Consider the following 17824-nt stretch of genomic DNA (forward strand, 5'->3'; position numbering starts at 1 on the left):
CCCGGTGCTGGAAGGTTAAGAGGAGGGGTGCAAGCTCTGAATCGAAGCCCCAGTAAACGGCGGCCGTAACTATAACGGTCCTAAGGTAGCGAAATTCCTTGTCGGGTAAGTTCCGACCTGCACGAATGGCGTAACGACTTCCCCGCTGTCTCCAACATAGACTCAGTGAAATTGAATTCCCCGTGAAGATGCGGGGTTCCTGCGGTCAGACGGAAAGACCCCGTGCACCTTTACTATAGCTTTACACTGGCATTCGTGTCGGCATGTGTAGGATAGGTGGTAGGCTTTGAAGCAGGGACGCCAGTTCTTGTGGAGCCATCCTTGAAATACCACCCTTATCGTCATGGATGTCTAACCGCGGTCCGTTATCCGGATCCGGGACAGTGTATGGTGGGTAGTTTGACTGGGGCGGTCGCCTCCGAAAGAGTAACGGAGGCGCGCGATGGTGGGCTCAGACCGGTCGGAAATCGGTCGTCGAGTGCAATGGCATAAGCCCGCCTGACTGCGAGACTGACAAGTCGAGCAGAGACGAAAGTCGGTCATAGTGATCCGGTGGTCCCGCGTGGAAGGGCCATCGCTCAACGGATAAAAGGTACGCCGGGGATAACAGGCTGATGACCCCAAGAGTCCATATCGACGGGGTTGTTTGGCACCTCGATGTCGGCTCATCGCATCCTGGGGCTGGAGCAGGTCCCAAGGGTTTGGCTGTTCGCCAATTAAAGCGGTACGTGAGCTGGGTTCAGAACGTCGTGAGACAGTTCGGTCCCTATCTGCCGTGGGTGTAGGAATATTGACAGGATCTGTCCCTAGTACGAGAGGACCGGGATGGACATATCTCTGGTGGACCTGTTGTCCTGCCAAGGGCATAGCAGGGTAGCTATATATGGAAGGGATAACCGCTGAAGGCATCTAAGCGGGAAACCCACCTGAAAACGAGTGTTCCCTATCAGAGCCGTGGTAGACGACCACGTTGATAGGCCGGGTGTGGAAGTGCGGCAACGCATGAAGCTTACCGGTACTAATAGCTCGATTGGCTTGATCGTTCCCATTGCTCGTGCTCATCAAAAGATGAGTGTCCAAAGACGTGTTCAATAAACAAAATCCAGCTTCTCAAACATCCATGCAAAAGCATGGCTACGATGTGCTCCCTGTCGCCTCAACTTCGAGGTGTCCGGATGCTCAGCGCAGGTCCCCTTCGAGCGACAAGCGAGAAGGAAAGGCATCTGCGCCAGAGAAGAGCAACTTGTTAGTCCATGCGGACCGCATGGACTAACAAGTTGCGCTTCGCTGACCTGGTGGTTATGGCGGGGTGGCTGCACCCGTTCCCTTTCCGAACACGGCCGTGAAACGCCCCTGCGCCCATGGTACTTCGTCTCAAGACGCGGGAGAGTAGGTCACTGCCAGGTCTGCTAAACGCAACTCATCTAAAATCTTCTCGTCACTAAAACGGCCTAGCCGTGTTACAATAGGCCGCTAGCAAGCGGCCTTTGTCGCTTCTGAAAAGCACTTATACCTCGGCTCCGAAATATGGTGCCAAGGGAACACACGATAAACCCTCCGGGTTTACGTGGATGACGCAAACCGCAAACGGCTTGCTCAAGCTCCGACGAACCCTTTGGGTTCGCTCAGGGCGGACAAACCGCAACGCGGTTTGCTCGGGCGCGATAAACCGCTTAGCGGTTTACGCTGGTAACGCGGGGTGGAGCAGCCCGGTAGCTCGTCAGGCTCATAACCTGAAGGCCGCAGGTTCAAATCCTGCCCCCGCAACCAATCTTCCCTTCCTCACAAAGCAAACACTTTAACTCACTACACCTGCGTAGGTGAACACCAGATGCACTTGTCTCCACATTCCCCTCCAGGACGCACACTAGCGGACCTGCATCGAGCGTTTGCAGAAACGGATTGTCGAGAAATCGTGCAACGCCGGAACCTGAGATCGCGGCAGCACGAGCCGTCGAGAAGTCTCAGTAGACGTCGCGCGATCGATTGTAAATGAAGTGGGCTTTGAGTACGACCGAGGGAACTTACAGATGGCGCCACGCCGAAGAGGTTGAGCAGCGCTTTAAAGCTGACCGTACACCACTTTAGCTGCGACAAGATCCGCAAGCCCGGAGCCGACGGCCTTGAAGCAGGTAATCTCGTTTGCGCTCGTGCGAGCGAACCTGTCTGCGCGGCAAAGGTCCGCGAGGGTCGCCTTCACCGAATCCTTGGAGATGACGCCTGCCTTGATCGGCTGTACGAGATCGCCAGCTTCGTGGAGGGCTTCGGACGTGTCGACATAAATGATCGATTTCGCAACCGTCGCGTCGTCGGCCTCGCGCATCTTCGGTGTGAAACCGCCGATGAGGTCAACATGGGTGCCAGGCGCAAGCCATTCCCCCTTGATGAAGGGCTCTGTCGCCAGAGTGGCGGTGCTGACGATATCGGCTTCCTCGATGGATTGGCGAAGGTCCAAAGCAACCGAAGCTTTTATGCCAATCGAGGTCAGGCCTTCCACCAGACGTTTCGAGGCATCGGGGTTCACGTCCCACACCTCGACGCTCTCGATCGGGCGAACCGCTCGGTAAGCTTCGGCAATAAGGCTGCCGACCCGACCTGCTCCCACGACCAAAAGGTTCTTCGAATCCTCGCGCGAAAGGTATTTTGCGGCCAGCGCAGATGTCGCTACAGTGCGTCGACCGGTGATGGTGTTCCCATCCATCAGCGCGAGCTGTTCGCCGGTTAGGCCGTCGTAAAGCATGTAGGTCGAGACAAGACCGGGAAGTCCGCGCGCAGCGTTCCCTGGCACGACGGTCACGATCTTGACCCCGAGGAACTGCTGCCCGCCCGTGGGTTTGGTCCATGCCGGCATCAACAGCAGCGTGGCGTCGGCCTGGTTGGGCCGCCCCATTGTATGATGATGGCGCTCGGGAAGCTCGCAGCCTTCGGCGAATCCCGTTCGCAAAGCGGCGACAAGCTCCGGAAACAGTAGCTTTTTGCCGGTCTCCGCCGCGTCGAGAATTGTAAAAGCTCCCATATCGTCCTCCGTTATCGCGTCATTGAAAGCAGGTTCTGATAGGTTTCGTCGTTCAACGGGATTCCGTCCCGCTCGGCCGCCTCCCTGGTGCGATAACGCCGATCCGAAGGAAGCCTTGTCTGCCCCGATGCGCGCACGACATCCATCAATTGAGCGACGCGGCTTGCGAAAACCTCGTTGCCGCCACGCCTCGGGTCGATGACGATGACCAACTGGCCTGTCTTTGGCGTCTCCGCGCCACTGTGAGCGGAGAAGTCCACCTCTGATGAAAACTGACCGCCGGTCAGGGCCGAAGCGAGAACTTCGACCATCAACGACAAGGCGGAGCCCTTGTGACCGCCGAACGGCAAAAGCGCGCCGCCGTCAAGAATTCGACTGGGGTCTTCGGTGAACTCTCCCTCAGCATCGACGCCAGTGCCCAAGGGTACGCCACGTCCTTCCCGAGCGGCAATCCGAAGATCACCGTTCGACATCGAGCTTGTCGCAAAATCAAAGATCATCGGGTTTGCTCCGTCGACGGGAGTTGCAAACGCGATGGGATTCGTCCCCATGACGGCTTTGCGTCCTCCCGGAGGCGCGACGCAGGCAAGACCGGAGACCATCGAGAGCGCCACGAATCCGTTTCGCGCGAGCGGTTCGAGATCCGGCCATAGGGCACTAAAGTGATGGGAATCCTTTATCGCCAATACGGCGGCTCCAAACTTCGAAGCCTTTTCGACGGCGAGCGGCATCGCCAGCGAAAGCGCCGGCTGTGCAAAGCCATTTCGGGCGTCCACGCGGATGAAGGCCGTGCTGACGTCGAGAACGGCAGCGACCGCCTTTCCATCGACCCAGCCACTTCTTAGCGATGACACATAGCCGGGCATGCGAAACACGCCGTGGCTCAGGCTTCCATCACGTTCGCATCCGGCGCAATTGGCAGCAACGATCGCAGCATTCGCCTCGGAGACACCGAAGCGAACGAAGATCCTTGCGAGCAGCGATGTCAGGTCGTCATAGCTGATCCGTGTCTGCCGATCGGAGCTGTTGGTCATCCGATCATTCCTTGGTCACCGGGGTGCCGTAAGGCTTGCCGGCGACCACCCAGTCGTGAGGCTGGACCTCGGCGAACATGACGGTCGTCGCTTCCGGCTTGATACCGGCCAGCTTATCGAGCGTCTCGGTAAATGCCTGAGCGATTTCAGCCTTGAGCTCCGGGCTGCGGCCGGGAAAGAGTTCGACACGGATCAGCGGCATCTTCTTCTCCTTACAGGTCCATCGGCCAGGTGTCGGAGAGGCGATAGCCCGCCTGGAACGGATCAGCGGGATCGACCATGAGCTGCTTCGTTCCGATGACCCAGGCGCGACCGGAGATGATCGGGCTGATGGCGGCCTTGCCGTTGATGTCGACTTCGCTGTCGATGCTGCAATGGAATTCAGTGTCCAGCAACGAGGTGCCGACGAACTTGTCGCCGACCTTCATCTGGCCCTTGGCGTGAAGGACTGCCATGCGGGCCGAACAACCGGTGCCGCAAGGTGAGCGGTCGATCTTGCCCGGACGGATCGCGACTGCGTTTTTGCCCCAGAGGACGCCGCCCTTCACCGTGACCGGGTCGGTGATCTGGCAGAAGGAGATATGCCCCCAGTCATTGGCAGGATGCTTGAAGCCGAGCTGCTCGTTCGCGGCTTCAGTGATCTTCACGCCCATGCGGGCGATGTCGCGCGCCTGGTCTGGCTGCAGGCTCAGGCCGATCGATGCGGCATCGACGATGACGAAGCTGTCGCCGCCGTAAGCGGTGTCGACGGTAACCGTGCCGATGCCTTCGACTTCGATCTTGGCGTCAAGCTTGTCGGCGAATGAAGGAACGTTCTTGACGCGGATGCGCTCGGCCTTGCCGTTTCCGCACTCGGCCTCGACTTCGATCAGGCCGCCCGGCGGCTCCAGGATCATGCGGGTGATCGGCTCCTGCATCGGGATGATGCCGGTATCGAGCAGGACGGTCGACACGCACATGGAGTTAGAGCCGGACATCGGAGGGGTGTCGGCCGGCTCCATGACGATCCAGCCCATCTGCGCCTTCGGGTTCTTCGGCGGAACGAGCAGATTTACGTGTCTGAAGACGCCGCCGCGGGGTTCGTTCAGGACGAAGTTGCGGAGGGTTTCGTCTTCGGCGATCCAGCGGGACTGTTCCCAGACGGTTGCGCCGGGGGGCGGTGCTACACCGCCGACGATAACGTCGCCGACTTCGCCTTCGGCGTGGCAGCTCACGACATGCACGACCTTGGATGTACGCATTATGGCATTCCTCTTGGTAGATGGTTCGAGACTAGGAGTTTGCAGACTTCAGGAAGGCCGCAGTCTCGCGCTTTTCCGGATGTTCGAAGATTTGCTCCGGAGAACCGATTTCGTGAATGAGGCCTTCGCGGAAGAAGGCGACACGATCGGAGACTTCACGGGCGAAGCGCATTTCGTGGGTAACGACGATCATGGTCATGCCTTCCTTCGAAAGCATGCGCATCGTGTCCAGCACTTCGCCGACCAACTGCGGGTCAAGCGCCGACGTCACTTCGTCGAACAGCATATATTCCGGCGACATCGCCAATGCTCTGGCAATTGCCATGCGCTGTTGCTGGCCGCCGGACAGACGCGACGGAAATACGGTCAGCTTCTCGCCGAGGCCGACATGCTTGAGTTGCTCGACCGCTATGGCTTCGGCTTCCTTTTTGCTCTTGCCGAGGACCTTCCGGGGAGCGAGCATGACGTTCTCGAGCACGGTGAGGTGAGGGAAGGCGTTCCATTGCTGGAAGACGATGCCGATCTTGCGACGCAGCTTGTTGAGGTCGGTCGACTTGTCGTGAACCTCGATGCCGTCGATCCGAATGCTGCCGCTCTGTATGTGTTCAAGGCCGTTGACGCACATCAGCATGGTCGACTTGCCGGAGCCGGAGCCTCCGATCATGGAGACCTCTTCGCCCTTGTTGACCTTGAGATTGATGCCTTTGAGGACTTCCAGGTCGCCGAAGGACTTTCTTACGTTGGTGATCTCGATCATTGGTTCTGCCACTTTCTCTCAAGGTGCGCGCCGATGCGTGCGATCGGGAAGCTCATCGCAAAGTAGATGAGACCGGCGATCATCAGGATGAAGAGAGGCTCTTGAAGCCGGGTGATGATTGTCTGCGAGTTGCGCAGGAGTTCGGCGATACCGATCCACAGGACGAGGGCGGTATCCTTCATGACGCCGAGCGTAAGGCCGATCCAGCTCGGCAGCATGACGCGTGTCGCCATGGGGAGAACGATGTAGCGAAGGTCCTGCAGCCAGGTCATGCCGAGCGAACGGGCCGCACGCCTCGTTGTCACAGGCACTGCGAGAATGCCGCTGCGGACAACTTCCGTGCAGTACGCTGCCGTATAGATCGCGAGTGCCATGCACGCCACTTTAAACGGCGGCAACCCAAGCTTGGCGATCGAATTGAAAGAATTAAACAGGACCAGTTGGATCAGCAACGGTATCGAACGGAAGATGTCGAGGCATCCTCCGATGATGGTGCGCGCCCACATCGGCCCACTTTCACGGATGAGACCAAACATGATTCCGAGGATCGTACCGCCGAGCACGGCCCAGAACGTTATGGCAAGAGTGATGCCCGCTCCTTGAAGCATGAGGAGAAAGTCATCCCATGTCATCGATGTGTTGAACATGTGCGCCTCCTCAGTAACGGAACAATCGGGCGGCGAGCAGTCGCGCCGAGAGGGTGAACACCTTCGCAATCAGGAGGTACAGAACCGCCGCAGCGAAGAAATATTCGAAAGTACGGAAGGTCCGTACGTTGAGCTGCTGGGTCACACCCGTCAGGTCGGTGGTAAGCCCCACGACCACGCCCAGTGAGGTCATCAAGATCGACCAAACCATCTGGTTCGTGAGGGCGTAGAAAACCACACGGAACATTTGCGGTAGCATGACGTGCCACATCGCCTGTCCAGGCCCCATTCCGAGCGAGCGCGCTGCGCGCATCTGCGTTTCAGGAACGGCCTTGAAGCCGCCGCGGAACGTTTCGGCGAGATAACCCGCATTGTTGAACGTAATGCCGATCAGGAGCGCAAGAAAGGAGTCGATCCGGAGACCGAATGATCCGAGGCCGAAGTAGACCATGTAGATCTGGAACAACGCGGGCGCGTTGCGTGCGATCTCGACCCAAACGTTCGAGATGCTGACCAGAATGACGTTGTTCGACCGTTTGGCAAGAGCCAAAAGAACGCCGATGATCGTGCCGAGGATCATGGCAAGAGCGGCAATCTCAAGCGTGACGAGAGCGCCCCACAACATGTCCGGCAGGTGCTGCCACACCTGCCGCCATTGGAAGGTATATTTCCACATGACGGTGTCCGTTGAAGCTTCGCGTTAGGAGGGATGGGGGCTCCGAGCCCCCATCGTGCGATATCAGCGGTACACGCCCGTTGCTGTCAGTGCCGGAGTAGGCCCCGCCTGCGTGCCGATGTACTTCTCGTAGAGTTCCTTGTATCGGCCTGAGCGGACTTGCCGGTTGATGAACAGGTTGAGGTAGTTGATGAGGCCCTGTTCGTCGCGAAGAACGATCAGCGATGTGTAATCGGGGTCGATCGGGGCGTTGCCAACGATCTTCAGGCCGGGATACTTCCCGGACTTGATGATTTCCGTAGCAACGGTCGAGGTCGTCCATGTCGCGTCGATCTGCTTCTGGCTCAACGCCAGGAAGACATCGGCCTGGGACTGGAAGGCGCGGAACTCGCCCTTGGGATCGTTGAACGCCTTGACCGCGTTCTCAAGTCCTATGGTTTCGTAGCTGCCGGCAGGGCCGCCGACGGCATGGCCCTTGATGTCCTCCGGCTTGGCTATGTTCGCGTCTTCGCGGGCAAGGACGACCGTCGTGAAGACGAAGTAGGGAACCGTGAATCCGATCGTCTTGGCGCGTTCGAGCGTATCGGAGGTCGAGGCTACGCCGACGTCGGCGCGGTCGGAGATCAGAGCAGGAATGCGGTCTGGGAAGGGCGTCTCGACGAACTCAGGCTCGACGCCCAAAGCTTTGGCGAGATCACGGCAGTATTCGACGTCGAAGCCCTCCGGTTCGTTCTTGGCATTGCGGGATCCCATGGGCGGGAAGTCGAGGACGACCGCGCAACGCAGCTTTCCCGAGGAAACAATGTCGTCAAGCTTGTCGGCATGGGCGGGCAGCGCGACGCCCGCGGCCAAAAGTGCACTCAGAAGATAACCGGAAATTTTCATCGTTCGTGTTCCCATTGTTGACGGCTTCAACACCGTATACGATATTCCTAACGGATAATAACGTATACGATCTACGAAGCTGGAGTCAAGCCTCCGCTTCCCGAACGTCTTGAGTGGGCTGCGCGGCGTCATGAAAGAATGAAGAAGCGAGATGCTGCAGGGGAGGCTGTGGGAGGAGTTTTCCAAATGTCTCCCAACCCTTGAGGCCGAGGATCGTCTACGATATTCGTCAAGGGCCAATAGCGAAGGAAATGGACCGCGGATGCCGCTAAATTCAGAACAGGCTACCAACTTGGGAAGCGCCCCGACCGCATCGGACGTCATTCTCAAGTTTATCCGGGACTCCATCATCGACGGGACGCTGGACGAGGGAGAGCCAATCCGGCAGGACGACGTCGCCCGGATGTTCAATGTTTCGAAAATTCCTGTCCGCGAGGCCTTGAAGCGCCTTGAGGCGGAAGGGTTGGTTGCCTTTCACAAGAATCGCGGGGCGGTGGTAACGTCGACTTCTGAACCGGAAATTGTGCAGATCTTCGAAGTGCGGGCGATCTTGGAATCCAACGCGATCCGGCTTTCTATTCCCCATATGACCGAAGAAACCTTCGCGGAGGCACAGGCCTATTGTGACGCCTTTGCCGAGGAAGCGGATATTGGGCGCTGGGCGGAACTGAACTGGCGCTTCCATTCGCGGCTCTACGAGGATGGTCAAAGGCCCTACATGCTGAACATGATCCGCTCGGTGAATGATCGCATCGAGCGCTACCTGCGCATCCAGCTCACGCTATCGCACGGCCATCGGATCGCAGATGACGAGCATCGTCAGATCCTCGAGCTTTGCCGTAAGCGGGACGTCGAGGGTGCATCGGCGCTGGTCTATTCCCACATCATGCGGGCCTGCGAGTCCCTCTTGAAGCACCTTCCGCACGGAGCTGGAACCGCCGGCTCCCGTCATCCCAAGTGATCCGCACTATCAAGTGATCCGCACTGTTAGGAGATCATTGGAGAGACGCGGTTCCAGCCTTCCTTGACAGTCTCCATGGCGACGTTGGTCGAGGTGTTCGCGACATGCGGTAAGGTGGAGACCTTCTCGCCCAGAACCCGGCGATACTTGCCGATGTCACGCGTACGGACTTTCAGAAGGTAATCGAAACGTCCTGCGATCATGTGGCATTCCTCCACTTCCTTGATCTTCTTGACGGCGTCGTTGAAGCTCCTGAGCGCTTCCTCCGTCGTGTTCGACAGTTTCACCTCGACGAATGCGATGTGGTCGAGCTGCATCTTCGACGGACTGAGGACTGCCTTAAAGCCTTCGATGAAGCCTTCCGAAACCAATCTCTTAAATCGTAGCTGGCATGGGGTCTTTGAAAGACCGACGCGCTCCGCAAGATCCGTTATGGACATGCGTCCATCTTCGGACAGCGCCTCGACAATCTTTCGGTCGAAATGGTCAAGTTCACTATAAAATGCCGGTTCCGTAGCCATTTTCATCTTCCTGATCGCTCAATATAAGCTCATAGCGCCTGGAAATCGGCAAAATCAAGTCAGATCGCCAATCGGCGTTGTGGTACTTCTTTAGCACGGCTATTCGGAGGACCGGCTATGGACAATGCGTTGAAGATGAAGGAACCGGGAGCTGATCTCGGGGAAGGGACCTTCCTGGACAGTGTCGAGAGCTACATCGATCGCGCGTTCGCGCATCTCGACCTGTCTGAAGGCCTGGCCGAGCGCATCCGCGCATGCAACTCCACCTACACCGTCCGCTTCGGCGTGCGTCTTCGCGGCCGCATGTACAGCTTCACGGGTTGGCGCTCGGTCCATAGCGAGCATGTCGAGCCTGCCAAGGGCGGCATTCGTTACGACGCTTCCGCGAACGCGAATGAAGTCGAAGCGCTGGCAGCACTCATGAGCTTGAAGTGCGCGCTTGTCGACGTGCCGTTCGGCGGTTCGAAGGGCGCCCTGTGCATCGACCCCAAGCAATGGGAGGTGCACGAGCTGGAGCGTATCACCCGCCGCTTCACCCAGGAGCTTGCGAAACGCAACCTGATCTCTCCCGGCCGAAACGTGCCGGCACCAGACATGGGAACGGGCGAGCGCGAGATGGCCTGGATGGCCGATGAATACAAGCGCACGGGTCCGGCCGATATCGTGAACGCTAATGCCTGTGTTACCGGCAAGCCTCTCTCGCGCGGTGGCATTGCAGGCCGTACCGAGGCGACCGGTCGCGGCGTGCAGTACGCGATCCATTGCTATCTCCGTGACGCCGCGCATGAGGGAATTGGCGGACGTCGCGATCTGTCTACTATGACCGTTGCCATTCAAGGCTTCGGCAATGTCGGCTACCACGCCGCAAAGTTCCTCAGTGAAGAAGATCGGGCGAAAGTAATCTGCATCGTCGAGCGGGATGGCTGCATCTTCAATCCCGGCGGCATCGACGTCGAGGCCGTCCACCAGCACCGCCTTCGGACCGGCAGTATCCTTAGCTTCGACGGTGCGGAAAGCTCACCGGATAAGAAGCGTGGCCTGGAAGTCGAATGCGACATCCTGATTCCGGCGGCGATGGAAAACGCCATCACGCTCGAGAACGCCGATCGCATCCGCGCAAAGCTCGTGGCTGAGGCGGCGAATGGTCCCATCTCGTTCCAGGCAGAGAAGGTGCTCCTGAAGAATGGCGTTATCATTCTTCCGGACCTCTTCGTCAACGCCGGTGGCGTTATCGTCAGCTATTTCGAATGGGTGAAGAACCTGACGCACATTCCGTTCGGCCTAATGGAGCGTCGGCGCCGCGAGCGCCGGAACGCGCAGATTACCAGCGCGCTCGAATCCATGACCGGCAAAGAGTTTCCCGAGGACATGCGGGAGGAATTCCTGGAGGGCGGTCAGGAAAATCGATCTCGTTCGTTCTGGATTGGACGACGTCATGCGCGGCGCGTATCATCGCATGGCCAGCGTGCTAAGCGAACTCCCGGAGATCAGGGACTTCCGAACTGCTGCCTATTACATCGCCTTGAAGGGAATCGGCGACGCCTACAAGGCCATCGGAATTTGATCCTTGTTTGAAAAACACATGTGTTCGAGGCGAATGATGAAACACGATACAGTTAGAAAAGAGCACCTTCCGATCGACCTTGCGGAGAAGTATCGTCCCGTTGCGCTCGGCGCCGTGCGAGCGGCCTACAGTGTCGCGCCTGCCAAAAACTCGACTGAAGCGAGGAAGGACGCCTCGGATCGGCTTCTTGTGCCAGAAAGCCTCCCGGACTGATGAGCTATCAACCGCTTTCAAACTCAACAACCTTTCGTCATTAGGACCTGCAATGCTCAAAGTCGTCGCCGATAACGGACCCGCTTCCAATTCCACCCCGCCCTTTGCCCAGTTTGCACCTCCGATCCGCGAACAGTCGGACCTGCGCAAAGCAATCACCGCAGCCTACCGTCGCCCGGAGACCGAATGTTTGCCTCCGCTCGTCGAAGCCGCCAGAGTTCCCGCGGACTTAAAGGCAACGATCCGCAACACTGCGCACAAGTTGATCGAAGCACTCCGTGCCAAGCACAAGGGAACCGGCGTCGAAGGTTTGGTGCAGGAATACTCGCTGTCCAGCCAGGAGGGCGTTGCCCTCATGTGCCTTGCCGAAGCTCTCCTGCGCATCCCGGATACGGCTACGCGCGACGCTCTGATCCGCGACAAGATCTCTGAGGGCGACTGGAAGTCCCATGTCGGCGGCGGCCGCTCCTTGTTCGTCAACGCCGCAACCTGGGGATTGGTCGTTACAGGCAAGCTGACCTCCACCGTGAACGATCGCAGCCTCGCAGCCGCGCTGACACGACTGATCGCCCGCTGCGGCGAGCCCGTCATCCGTCGCGGCGTCGACATGGCAATGCGGATGATGGGCGAGCAGTTCGTCACGGGCGAGACGATCGACGAGGCACTGAAGCGAGCCCGCACGCTCGAAGCCCGCGGTTTCCGTTATTCCTACGACATGCTCGGTGAGGCTGCGACGACGGCAAAGGACGCCGAGCGCTACTATCGCGACTATGAAAACGCCATCCACGCGATCGGCAAGGCATCCGAAGGCCGCGGCGTCTACGAGGGGCCGGGCATCTCGATCAAGCTTTCCGCCCTTCATCCCCGCTATCTCCGCGCGCAATCGAAGCGTGTCATGGAAGAGCTGCTCCCTCGTGTTCGAGAACTCGCGCTGCTCGCCCGGAAATACGATATCGGCCTGAATATCGACGCCGAGGAGGCCGACCGCCTCGAGCTATCACTCGATCTTCTCGAGGAACTCAGCCTCGATCAGGAGCTGAAGGGCTGGAGCGGTCTGGGTTTCGTGGTTCAGGCCTACGGCAAGCGCTGCCCGTTCGTCCTCGACCATATTATCGATCTTGCCCGTCGTTCCGGTCGCCGAATGATGGTCCGCCTCGTCAAGGGCGCTTATTGGGATGCTGAGATAAAGCGCGCGCAGCTCGACGGGCTGCCGGACTTTCCGGTTTACACCCGGAAGATTCACACGGATGTCGCCTATGTTGCCTGCGCCCGCAAGCTGCTGGCCGCAACTGACGTCATCTTCCCGCAATTCGCTACGCATAACGCCCAGACACTCGCGACCATCTATCATCTTGCAGGTCCCGACTTTCAGGTCGGAAAATACGAGTTCCAGTGTCTTCATGGCATGGGTGAACCTCTATACGACGAGGTGGTCGGCAAGCAGAAGCTCGATCGCCCGTGCCGCATCTATGCACCGGTAGGGACCCATGAGACCCTGCTTGCTTATCTCGTCCGCCGTCTCCTCGAAAACGGCGCCAACTCCTCTTTCGTGAATCGCATTTCCGATCCCAAGGTCTCGGTCGACAAACTCACCGCCGATCCGGTAGACGTTGTAGAGGCGACGACTCCCGTCGGGAAGCCGCACGACCTGATCTCCTTGCCCAAAGCTCTTTATGGGGGCGAGCGGCAGAACTCCTCCGGGATCGACCTCTCGAACGAAAGCGAACTGGCTCGACTTGGGCAAAACCTGTTCGAGACGACGAAGACGTCCTGGCATGCCTTGCCGCTTCTCGCCGACGGTTCGGTTGACGGGACGACCCGGCCGATCCTCAATCCCGCCGATCACAATGATGTTGTCGGCCAGGTGACGGAAGTCGAGATCGAAGCCGCCGCAAGGATTGCTCAACTCGCAGAAAAGGGTGAGCAGGAGTGGGCCAACGTCTCGCCGGCAGACAGGGCAGCATGCCTCGATCGTGCCGCCGATCTCATGCAGTCGCGCATCGAACCTCTGATGGGGATCGTCATGCGCGAGGCGGGCAAGTCCGCTGCAAACGCCATAGGGGAGGTGCGCGAGGCGGTCGATTTCCTACGCTACTACGCCGAACAGGCTCGTCGCACGCTCGGCCCGTCCCACGCGCCGCTTGGCCCGATCGTCTGCATTAGCCCGTGGAACTTCCCGCTTGCGATCTTCACGGGGCAGGTGGCTGCTGCGCTCGTCGCCGGTAATTCGGTCATGGCGAAGCCCGCGGGTGTCACGCCGATTATCGCGTTCGAGAGCGTGAAAATCCTTCACGAGGCTGGCGTGCCGCGAGGCGCGCTTCAGTTTACGCCCGGTAGCGGGCGCCTTGGCGCGGCGCTAATTGACGCGCCGGAGACGGCCGGCGTCATGTTCACGGGTTCGACGGGCGTCGCGCGGATGATCCAGGCCCAGCTTGCAAACAGGCTTTCAAAGTCGGGCAAGCCTATCCCGCTGATTGCCGAGACCGGCGGTCAGAACGGCATGATCGTCGACTCATCCGCTTTGGCGGAGCAGGTCGTCGCCGACGTCATAACCTCCGCCTTCGACAGTGCCGGCCAGCGTTGCTCGGCACTGCGCGTGCTATGCCTGCAGCAGGACGTTGCCGATCGCACTCTCAAGATGCTGAAGGGCGCCCTCCAGGAACTCACGATCGGCCGCACGGACCGCCTGAGCGTCGACGTCGGCCCGGTCATCACGGACAGTGCGAAAGCGGAAATCGACGCTCACATCGAAAAGATGAAGAGTCTCGGATGCAAGGTGGAGCAGTTGCCACTGCCGCAGACGGCAAATCTCGGCACCTTTGTCCCGCCGACTATCATCGAGCTCAAGAAGCTTTCCGATCTGGAAAAGGAAATCTTCGGTCCGGTCCTTCACGTCATCCGCTATCGCCGCGAAGACCTTGACCGCCTGATCGACGACATCAATGCCTCCGGCTACGGTCTGACATTCGGTCTTCATACGCGTCTCGACGAGACGATCGCTCACGTGACGAGTCGGGTGCAGGCGGGCAATCTCTATGTGAACCGGAACATCATCGGTGCAGTCGTCGGCGTCCAGCCATTCGGCGGTCGTGGCCTTTCGGGAACCGGTCCGAAGGCGGGTGGGCCGCTCTATATCGGCCGCCTCGTCCAGAAGGCTCCGGTCCCGCCGCAGCATAGCTCCGTCCATATCGATCCGGCACTTTCCAACTTCGCCGTCTGGCTGTCCGGAAAGGGCAGAGGAGACGATGCGGAAGCGGCCCGCGAGCTCGGCGGCCTGTCGGCAGTCGGCTTGGAAAAGGAACTCGTCGGTCCGGTCGGTGAACTCAACGTCTACGCTCTTCACCCGCGTGGCCACGTCCTTCTCGCTCCAGTGAGCGAGCGTGGACTCTATCGGCAGATCGCTGCTGCTCTCGCGACTGGCAACCAGCTTGTCATCGACGAGGCGTCAGGTCTTCGCTCGGTGGTGAAGGATCTACCCGCGAGTGTTTCCCATCGCATCACGTGGACGTCGGACTGGAACAAGGACGGCCCGTTCGCGGCAGCCCTGGTCGAAGGCGACGCCGAGCGTACACTCAAGGTCAACAAGGCGATTGCGGCGCTCGACGGTCCGCTCGTGTTCGTCCAATCGGCAACCACGGCCGAGATCGAGAACGACCTGGAAGCTTATTGTCTCAATTGGCTCGTGGAGGAGGTTTCGACTTCGATCAACACCGCGGCGGCCGGGGGAAATGCGAGCCTGATGACGATTGGATAGCAGAGCTCGGAACTGTCGAGATTTCGGCAGTTCCCAGCCCGTACCACGGAGGCACTTCACCTCGACCGGGATCTCGATTGGTGTAAGCGGTGTGCCGCTGGCACCTTCTCAGCAACTCTGGATTCTAATGTCGATGGACGGCAGTTTGGCGGCCTGCCGGGACCTATCGCCATCACTAGGCTTTCCACCATCAGCCAGTTAGGGCCAAACCGCCTTGGCGACCAATGTCCCTTTCGATTTCTCGTACCAAGCTATCGAGAGCCGGATTTCTCGACTTGCGTGCCCGCCGCACAACGTACGCCAAGGATGGTGGCAGAGGCAGTCGGTCGGTCACTATCTGCATCTCGCCATGGATATGGCGGTCACTGAGCAACGCTACACCCATTGTCGCGTTGACGGCAGACACAATACCGGCGGCGCTTGAACACTCAAATACGGTTTCGAGAACCGCATCGTCCTGGCCTACGTCGAGCGCCCACTGTCGGTAGAAACATTCGTCATCGAACGACAAAAACGGTATCGGTTCATTCTGCCGGATCATCAGCTCGGGATGCTTCACCCAGTGAAGGCCTTCCCGGTAGAGGACGACGTCTGTCGGGCGTACTTCATGGTTGAAGACCTGAACAATGGCGGCATCCAGTTCGCCGCGCTCCAGCATGGCGCGAAGGACCAGGCTCATGCGTACCTTGGTTCGGACCGAGACGTTCGGGTGAAGCCGCCTGAAGCGGCCAAGGGTGCGAGCAAGGTCGGTACAGGCAGTGTCTTCGGTGAATCCGAGTAGAAGTCTTCCGGCGAGCGGAGTTTTGGACAGACTTAACAGCGCCTCGTCGTGCAGTCCAAGGATGCGTCCAGCGTAGTCCAGCAGGTCTTCGCCAGCAGCCGTGAACATCGGTGCGCCCGTTTTCCGCCCGAGTAGCTCGCAGTCGAGGCTGACTTCGAGGCGCTTGATCTTATGGCTGACGGCGGACTGCGAAAGACCTAGCGCGGCCGCTGCTCTGGTAATACCCCCATGTTGGCGGATTGCGGAAAGCGCCCGCAGAGCATCGATTTCGAGTCGGCGACCGTTCAGCTCGTTCATTGTCCTATCCGTTTAGCTTTATCGGAGCGAACTTACCACAGGCTATAGCAACCATGACACTGTTTAAGAAGATGTCATGCGTCCATCGATATTTGTCATGTGCACTGGTCGTGCTTTCCCCTTACCGGTGATCGCTTTACGCGCGACAGAGGCCCATGACCGATACTGCTCTTTCCTCCGCCACCGCAAGCCGCCATCCTCTATTATGGCCGTTGCTCGCCGCCCTTCTCATCATCGGATGGAGTTCTGGCTTCGTCGGCATCCGGTATGCCAACCAGGAGGCGAGCGTCATGCTTCTGCTCTTCTGGCGGACATTGCTTTCAGGACTGATCCTTCTGCCCTTTGCATTGGCTCTCGGGCCAAGGATGTCCATGCGTGCGATCCGCGATCAGGCTCTGTTCGGCGTCATGGCCGTGTTTCTGTATCTGGGAGGCTTCGCTTTGGCTATCGAGCAAAAAGTGCCAACGGGGCTGGTCGCTCTCATCGCCGACCTTCTCCCGCTGGCTATCGCCGTGCTCTCACAACCTGTTCTCGGGGAGCGGCTGTCCTCCCGGCAGTGGGTAGGTACTGTGATTGCCGTCATAGGCGTTTTGATCGTGTCCTTCGACAGTCTCAATTTCGGTACGGCCCCAGTATGGGCATACGGTCTGACGGTAGGTTCGATGCTGGTCTTCGCCGTCGCCTCCGTCCTGTACAGGAGACGCAAGACGCAACATATGCAGGTCCACCAGAGCCTTTGTATTCAGACCCTGACGGGTTCGGTTCTCTTCGGCCTGTGCGCGTTGACACAGGGCAGCCTTGCTCCACCAATGACCCGAGACTTTGCAATCGGGATTGCCTGGCTAGTCCTGATCGCAACGTTCCTCGCATATGCAGTCTACTATACCAGTCTGCGATTGTTCCCGGTTGCCAAGGTGAGCGCAGCCATCTACCTCAGCCCGCCCGTGACGATGCTCTGGGCATGGATGCTATTCTCGGAGCCGCTGACTGCTGCAATGTTTGCTGGGCTGGCAGTTACTTTGGTTGGCGTTTGGATGACGGCGCGGAACTAAGCATTGCGTATTGCGGCGGTGACAATGGAATTGGACGTAGATTGCTGGCGGCCAATTCCTGCCCCTGTTAGGACACAGGACTCCCTTTGTCGTCCAAGGAAAGCCCATCGCAGATCAGGTGACGGCGGACCACGTGGGGGAAGAACACCGGTTACCCGCCTTATGGCGTTCCGCCAGTTGCACTTCAATACTCAACGTCCGGCCCAAATCTTTCAACGCCAGCCGCCTTCGATATCTGCCGTTTCATGTGATCTCTAAATGCGTTTCGCATTTCTGTGTAGCTTCTGTATCCGCAACATTTTGCCAGCCGCACGACCGTCGTGTTCGAAACGTCGCAGAAAGACGCGACCGATGCCACGGTCCCAAAGGCGATGATGTCGGGTCTGTGAAAAAGAACGCGCATGACCAACTCCAATCTTTCAGGA

13 protein-coding genes, 1 tRNA gene, 2 rRNA genes and 1 pseudogene (1 of these 17 running past the window's edge) are annotated in these 17824 nt (G+C 58.9%); 7 read left to right on the forward strand and 10 right to left on the reverse strand.

Translation table 11 applies throughout. The features are described from left to right. The 3 genes from CCGE525_RS00855 to CCGE525_RS00865 form a co-directional block, all read left to right on the forward strand. A 23S ribosomal RNA gene (locus tag CCGE525_RS00855) occupies nucleotides 1–1043 on the forward strand; it begins 1885 nt to the left of the window's first position. A gap of 248 nt (nucleotides 1044–1291) precedes the next feature. After that, nucleotides 1292–1406, forward strand: a 5S ribosomal RNA gene (gene rrf / locus CCGE525_RS00860). Nucleotides 1407–1693: 287 nt separating this feature from the next. After that, nucleotides 1694–1770: transfer RNA gene (locus CCGE525_RS00865), tRNA-Met, on the forward strand. Nucleotides 1771–2062: 292 nt separating this feature from the next. Here CCGE525_RS00865 and lhpI read toward each other — a convergent pair. From lhpI to CCGE525_RS00905, 8 genes are all read right to left on the reverse strand, one after another. Then, complete coding sequence (lhpI, locus tag CCGE525_RS00870; RefSeq protein WP_120702630.1) at nucleotides 2063–3016, reverse strand: bifunctional Delta(1)-pyrroline-2-carboxylate/Delta(1)-piperideine-2-carboxylate reductase; 954 nt, start codon at nucleotides 3014–3016, stop codon at nucleotides 2063–2065. Nucleotides 3017–3027: 11 nt separating this feature from the next. Next, the gene (locus tag CCGE525_RS00875; protein WP_120702631.1) at nucleotides 3028–4050 is read right to left on the reverse strand and encodes an Ldh family oxidoreductase; all 1023 of its coding nucleotides are present in this window, start codon (nucleotides 4048–4050) and stop codon (nucleotides 3028–3030) included. Between the two features lie 4 nt (nucleotides 4051–4054). Next, a complete protein-coding gene (locus tag CCGE525_RS00880; protein WP_120702632.1) occupies nucleotides 4055–4252 on the reverse strand; it encodes a tautomerase family protein in 198 nt (65 codons plus the stop codon). A gap of 10 nt (nucleotides 4253–4262) precedes the next feature. Beyond that, a complete protein-coding gene (locus CCGE525_RS00885) occupies nucleotides 4263–5291 on the reverse strand; it encodes a trans-3-hydroxy-L-proline dehydratase (protein ID WP_120702633.1) in 1029 nt (342 codons plus the stop codon). A 31-nt stretch (nucleotides 5292–5322) separates the two neighbouring features. After that, a complete protein-coding gene (locus tag CCGE525_RS00890) occupies nucleotides 5323–6048 on the reverse strand; it encodes an amino acid ABC transporter ATP-binding protein (protein ID WP_120702634.1) in 726 nt (241 codons plus the stop codon). Then, a complete protein-coding gene (locus CCGE525_RS00895) occupies nucleotides 6045–6695 on the reverse strand; it encodes an amino acid ABC transporter permease (protein ID WP_120702635.1) in 651 nt (216 codons plus the stop codon). The genes CCGE525_RS00890 and CCGE525_RS00895 overlap by 4 nt, the downstream gene beginning before the upstream one ends. Before the next feature lie 10 nt (nucleotides 6696–6705). Further along, nucleotides 6706–7371 (reverse strand): amino acid ABC transporter permease, encoded by a 666-nt coding sequence (locus CCGE525_RS00900; protein WP_120702636.1) that lies wholly within the window; start codon nucleotides 7369–7371, stop codon nucleotides 6706–6708. 63 nt (nucleotides 7372–7434) lie between these two features. Then, the gene (locus CCGE525_RS00905) at nucleotides 7435–8256 is read right to left on the reverse strand and encodes an ABC transporter substrate-binding protein (protein ID WP_120702637.1); all 822 of its coding nucleotides are present in this window, start codon (nucleotides 8254–8256) and stop codon (nucleotides 7435–7437) included. A gap of 262 nt (nucleotides 8257–8518) precedes the next feature. Between CCGE525_RS00905 and CCGE525_RS00910 the strand changes: the two genes are divergently transcribed. After that, entirely contained in the window at nucleotides 8519–9217 is a 699-nt protein-coding gene (locus CCGE525_RS00910) for a GntR family transcriptional regulator (RefSeq protein ID WP_120702638.1), read from the forward strand. A 26-nt stretch (nucleotides 9218–9243) separates the two neighbouring features. Here CCGE525_RS00910 and CCGE525_RS00915 read toward each other — a convergent pair whose 3' ends face one another. Beyond that, complete coding sequence (locus CCGE525_RS00915; protein ID WP_120702639.1) at nucleotides 9244–9738, reverse strand: Lrp/AsnC family transcriptional regulator; 495 nt, start codon at nucleotides 9736–9738, stop codon at nucleotides 9244–9246. Nucleotides 9739–9855: 117 nt separating this feature from the next. Here CCGE525_RS00915 and CCGE525_RS00920 point away from each other — a divergent pair. Both CCGE525_RS00920 and putA read left to right on the forward strand, forming a co-directional pair. After that, nucleotides 9856–11302 (forward strand): annotated as a pseudogene (locus CCGE525_RS00920) (Glu/Leu/Phe/Val family dehydrogenase). A gap of 265 nt (nucleotides 11303–11567) precedes the next feature. Continuing rightward, entirely contained in the window at nucleotides 11568–15269 is a 3702-nt protein-coding gene (putA, locus tag CCGE525_RS00930) for a trifunctional transcriptional regulator/proline dehydrogenase/L-glutamate gamma-semialdehyde dehydrogenase (protein WP_120702641.1), read from the forward strand. Nucleotides 15270–15459: 190 nt separating this feature from the next. Here putA and CCGE525_RS00935 read toward each other — a convergent pair whose 3' ends face one another. Beyond that, entirely contained in the window at nucleotides 15460–16347 is an 888-nt protein-coding gene (locus CCGE525_RS00935; protein ID WP_120702642.1) for a LysR family transcriptional regulator, read from the reverse strand. Between the two features lie 155 nt (nucleotides 16348–16502). Between CCGE525_RS00935 and CCGE525_RS00940 the strand changes: the two genes are divergently transcribed. Next, nucleotides 16503–17399 carry a DMT family transporter gene (locus CCGE525_RS00940; protein ID WP_120702643.1) on the forward strand — a complete coding sequence of 299 codons (897 nt, stop codon included), beginning with the start codon at nucleotides 16503–16505 and terminating at the stop codon, nucleotides 17397–17399. Nucleotides 17400–17824: the final 425 nt, after the last annotated feature.

The organism is Rhizobium jaguaris (assembly GCF_003627755.1).
GTDB classification, from domain to species: Bacteria; Pseudomonadota; Alphaproteobacteria; order Rhizobiales; family Rhizobiaceae; genus Rhizobium; species Rhizobium jaguaris.

Excerpts from the sequence above, each read along its gene's own strand:
- CCGE525_RS00885 (WP_120702633.1), bottom strand. The coding sequence starts at position 5,291 with ATGCGTACATCCAAGGTCGTGCATGTCGTGAGCTGCCACGCCGAAGGC.
- CCGE525_RS00910 (WP_120702638.1), top strand. The coding sequence starts at position 8,519 with ATGCCGCTAAATTCAGAACAGGCTACCAACTTGGGAAGCGCCCCGACC.
- CCGE525_RS00895 (WP_120702635.1), bottom strand. The coding sequence starts at position 6,695 with ATGTTCAACACATCGATGACATGGGATGACTTTCTCCTCATGCTTCAA.
- CCGE525_RS00880 (WP_120702632.1), bottom strand. The coding sequence starts at position 4,252 with ATGCCGCTGATCCGTGTCGAACTCTTTCCCGGCCGCAGCCCGGAGCTC.
- CCGE525_RS00935 (WP_120702642.1), bottom strand. The coding sequence starts at position 16,347 with ATGAACGAGCTGAACGGTCGCCGACTCGAAATCGATGCTCTGCGGGCG.
- CCGE525_RS00875 (WP_120702631.1), bottom strand. The coding sequence starts at position 4,050 with ATGACCAACAGCTCCGATCGGCAGACACGGATCAGCTATGACGACCTG.
- CCGE525_RS00890 (WP_120702634.1), bottom strand. The coding sequence starts at position 6,048 with ATGATCGAGATCACCAACGTAAGAAAGTCCTTCGGCGACCTGGAAGTC.
- CCGE525_RS00905 (WP_120702637.1), bottom strand. The coding sequence starts at position 8,256 with ATGAAAATTTCCGGTTATCTTCTGAGTGCACTTTTGGCCGCGGGCGTC.
- putA (WP_120702641.1), top strand. The coding sequence starts at position 11,568 with ATGCTCAAAGTCGTCGCCGATAACGGACCCGCTTCCAATTCCACCCCG.
- lhpI (WP_120702630.1), bottom strand. The coding sequence starts at position 3,016 with ATGGGAGCTTTTACAATTCTCGACGCGGCGGAGACCGGCAAAAAGCTA.
- CCGE525_RS00900 (WP_120702636.1), bottom strand. The coding sequence starts at position 7,371 with ATGTGGAAATATACCTTCCAATGGCGGCAGGTGTGGCAGCACCTGCCG.
- CCGE525_RS00915 (WP_120702639.1), bottom strand. The coding sequence starts at position 9,738 with ATGGCTACGGAACCGGCATTTTATAGTGAACTTGACCATTTCGACCGA.
- CCGE525_RS00940 (WP_120702643.1), top strand. The coding sequence starts at position 16,503 with ATGACCGATACTGCTCTTTCCTCCGCCACCGCAAGCCGCCATCCTCTA.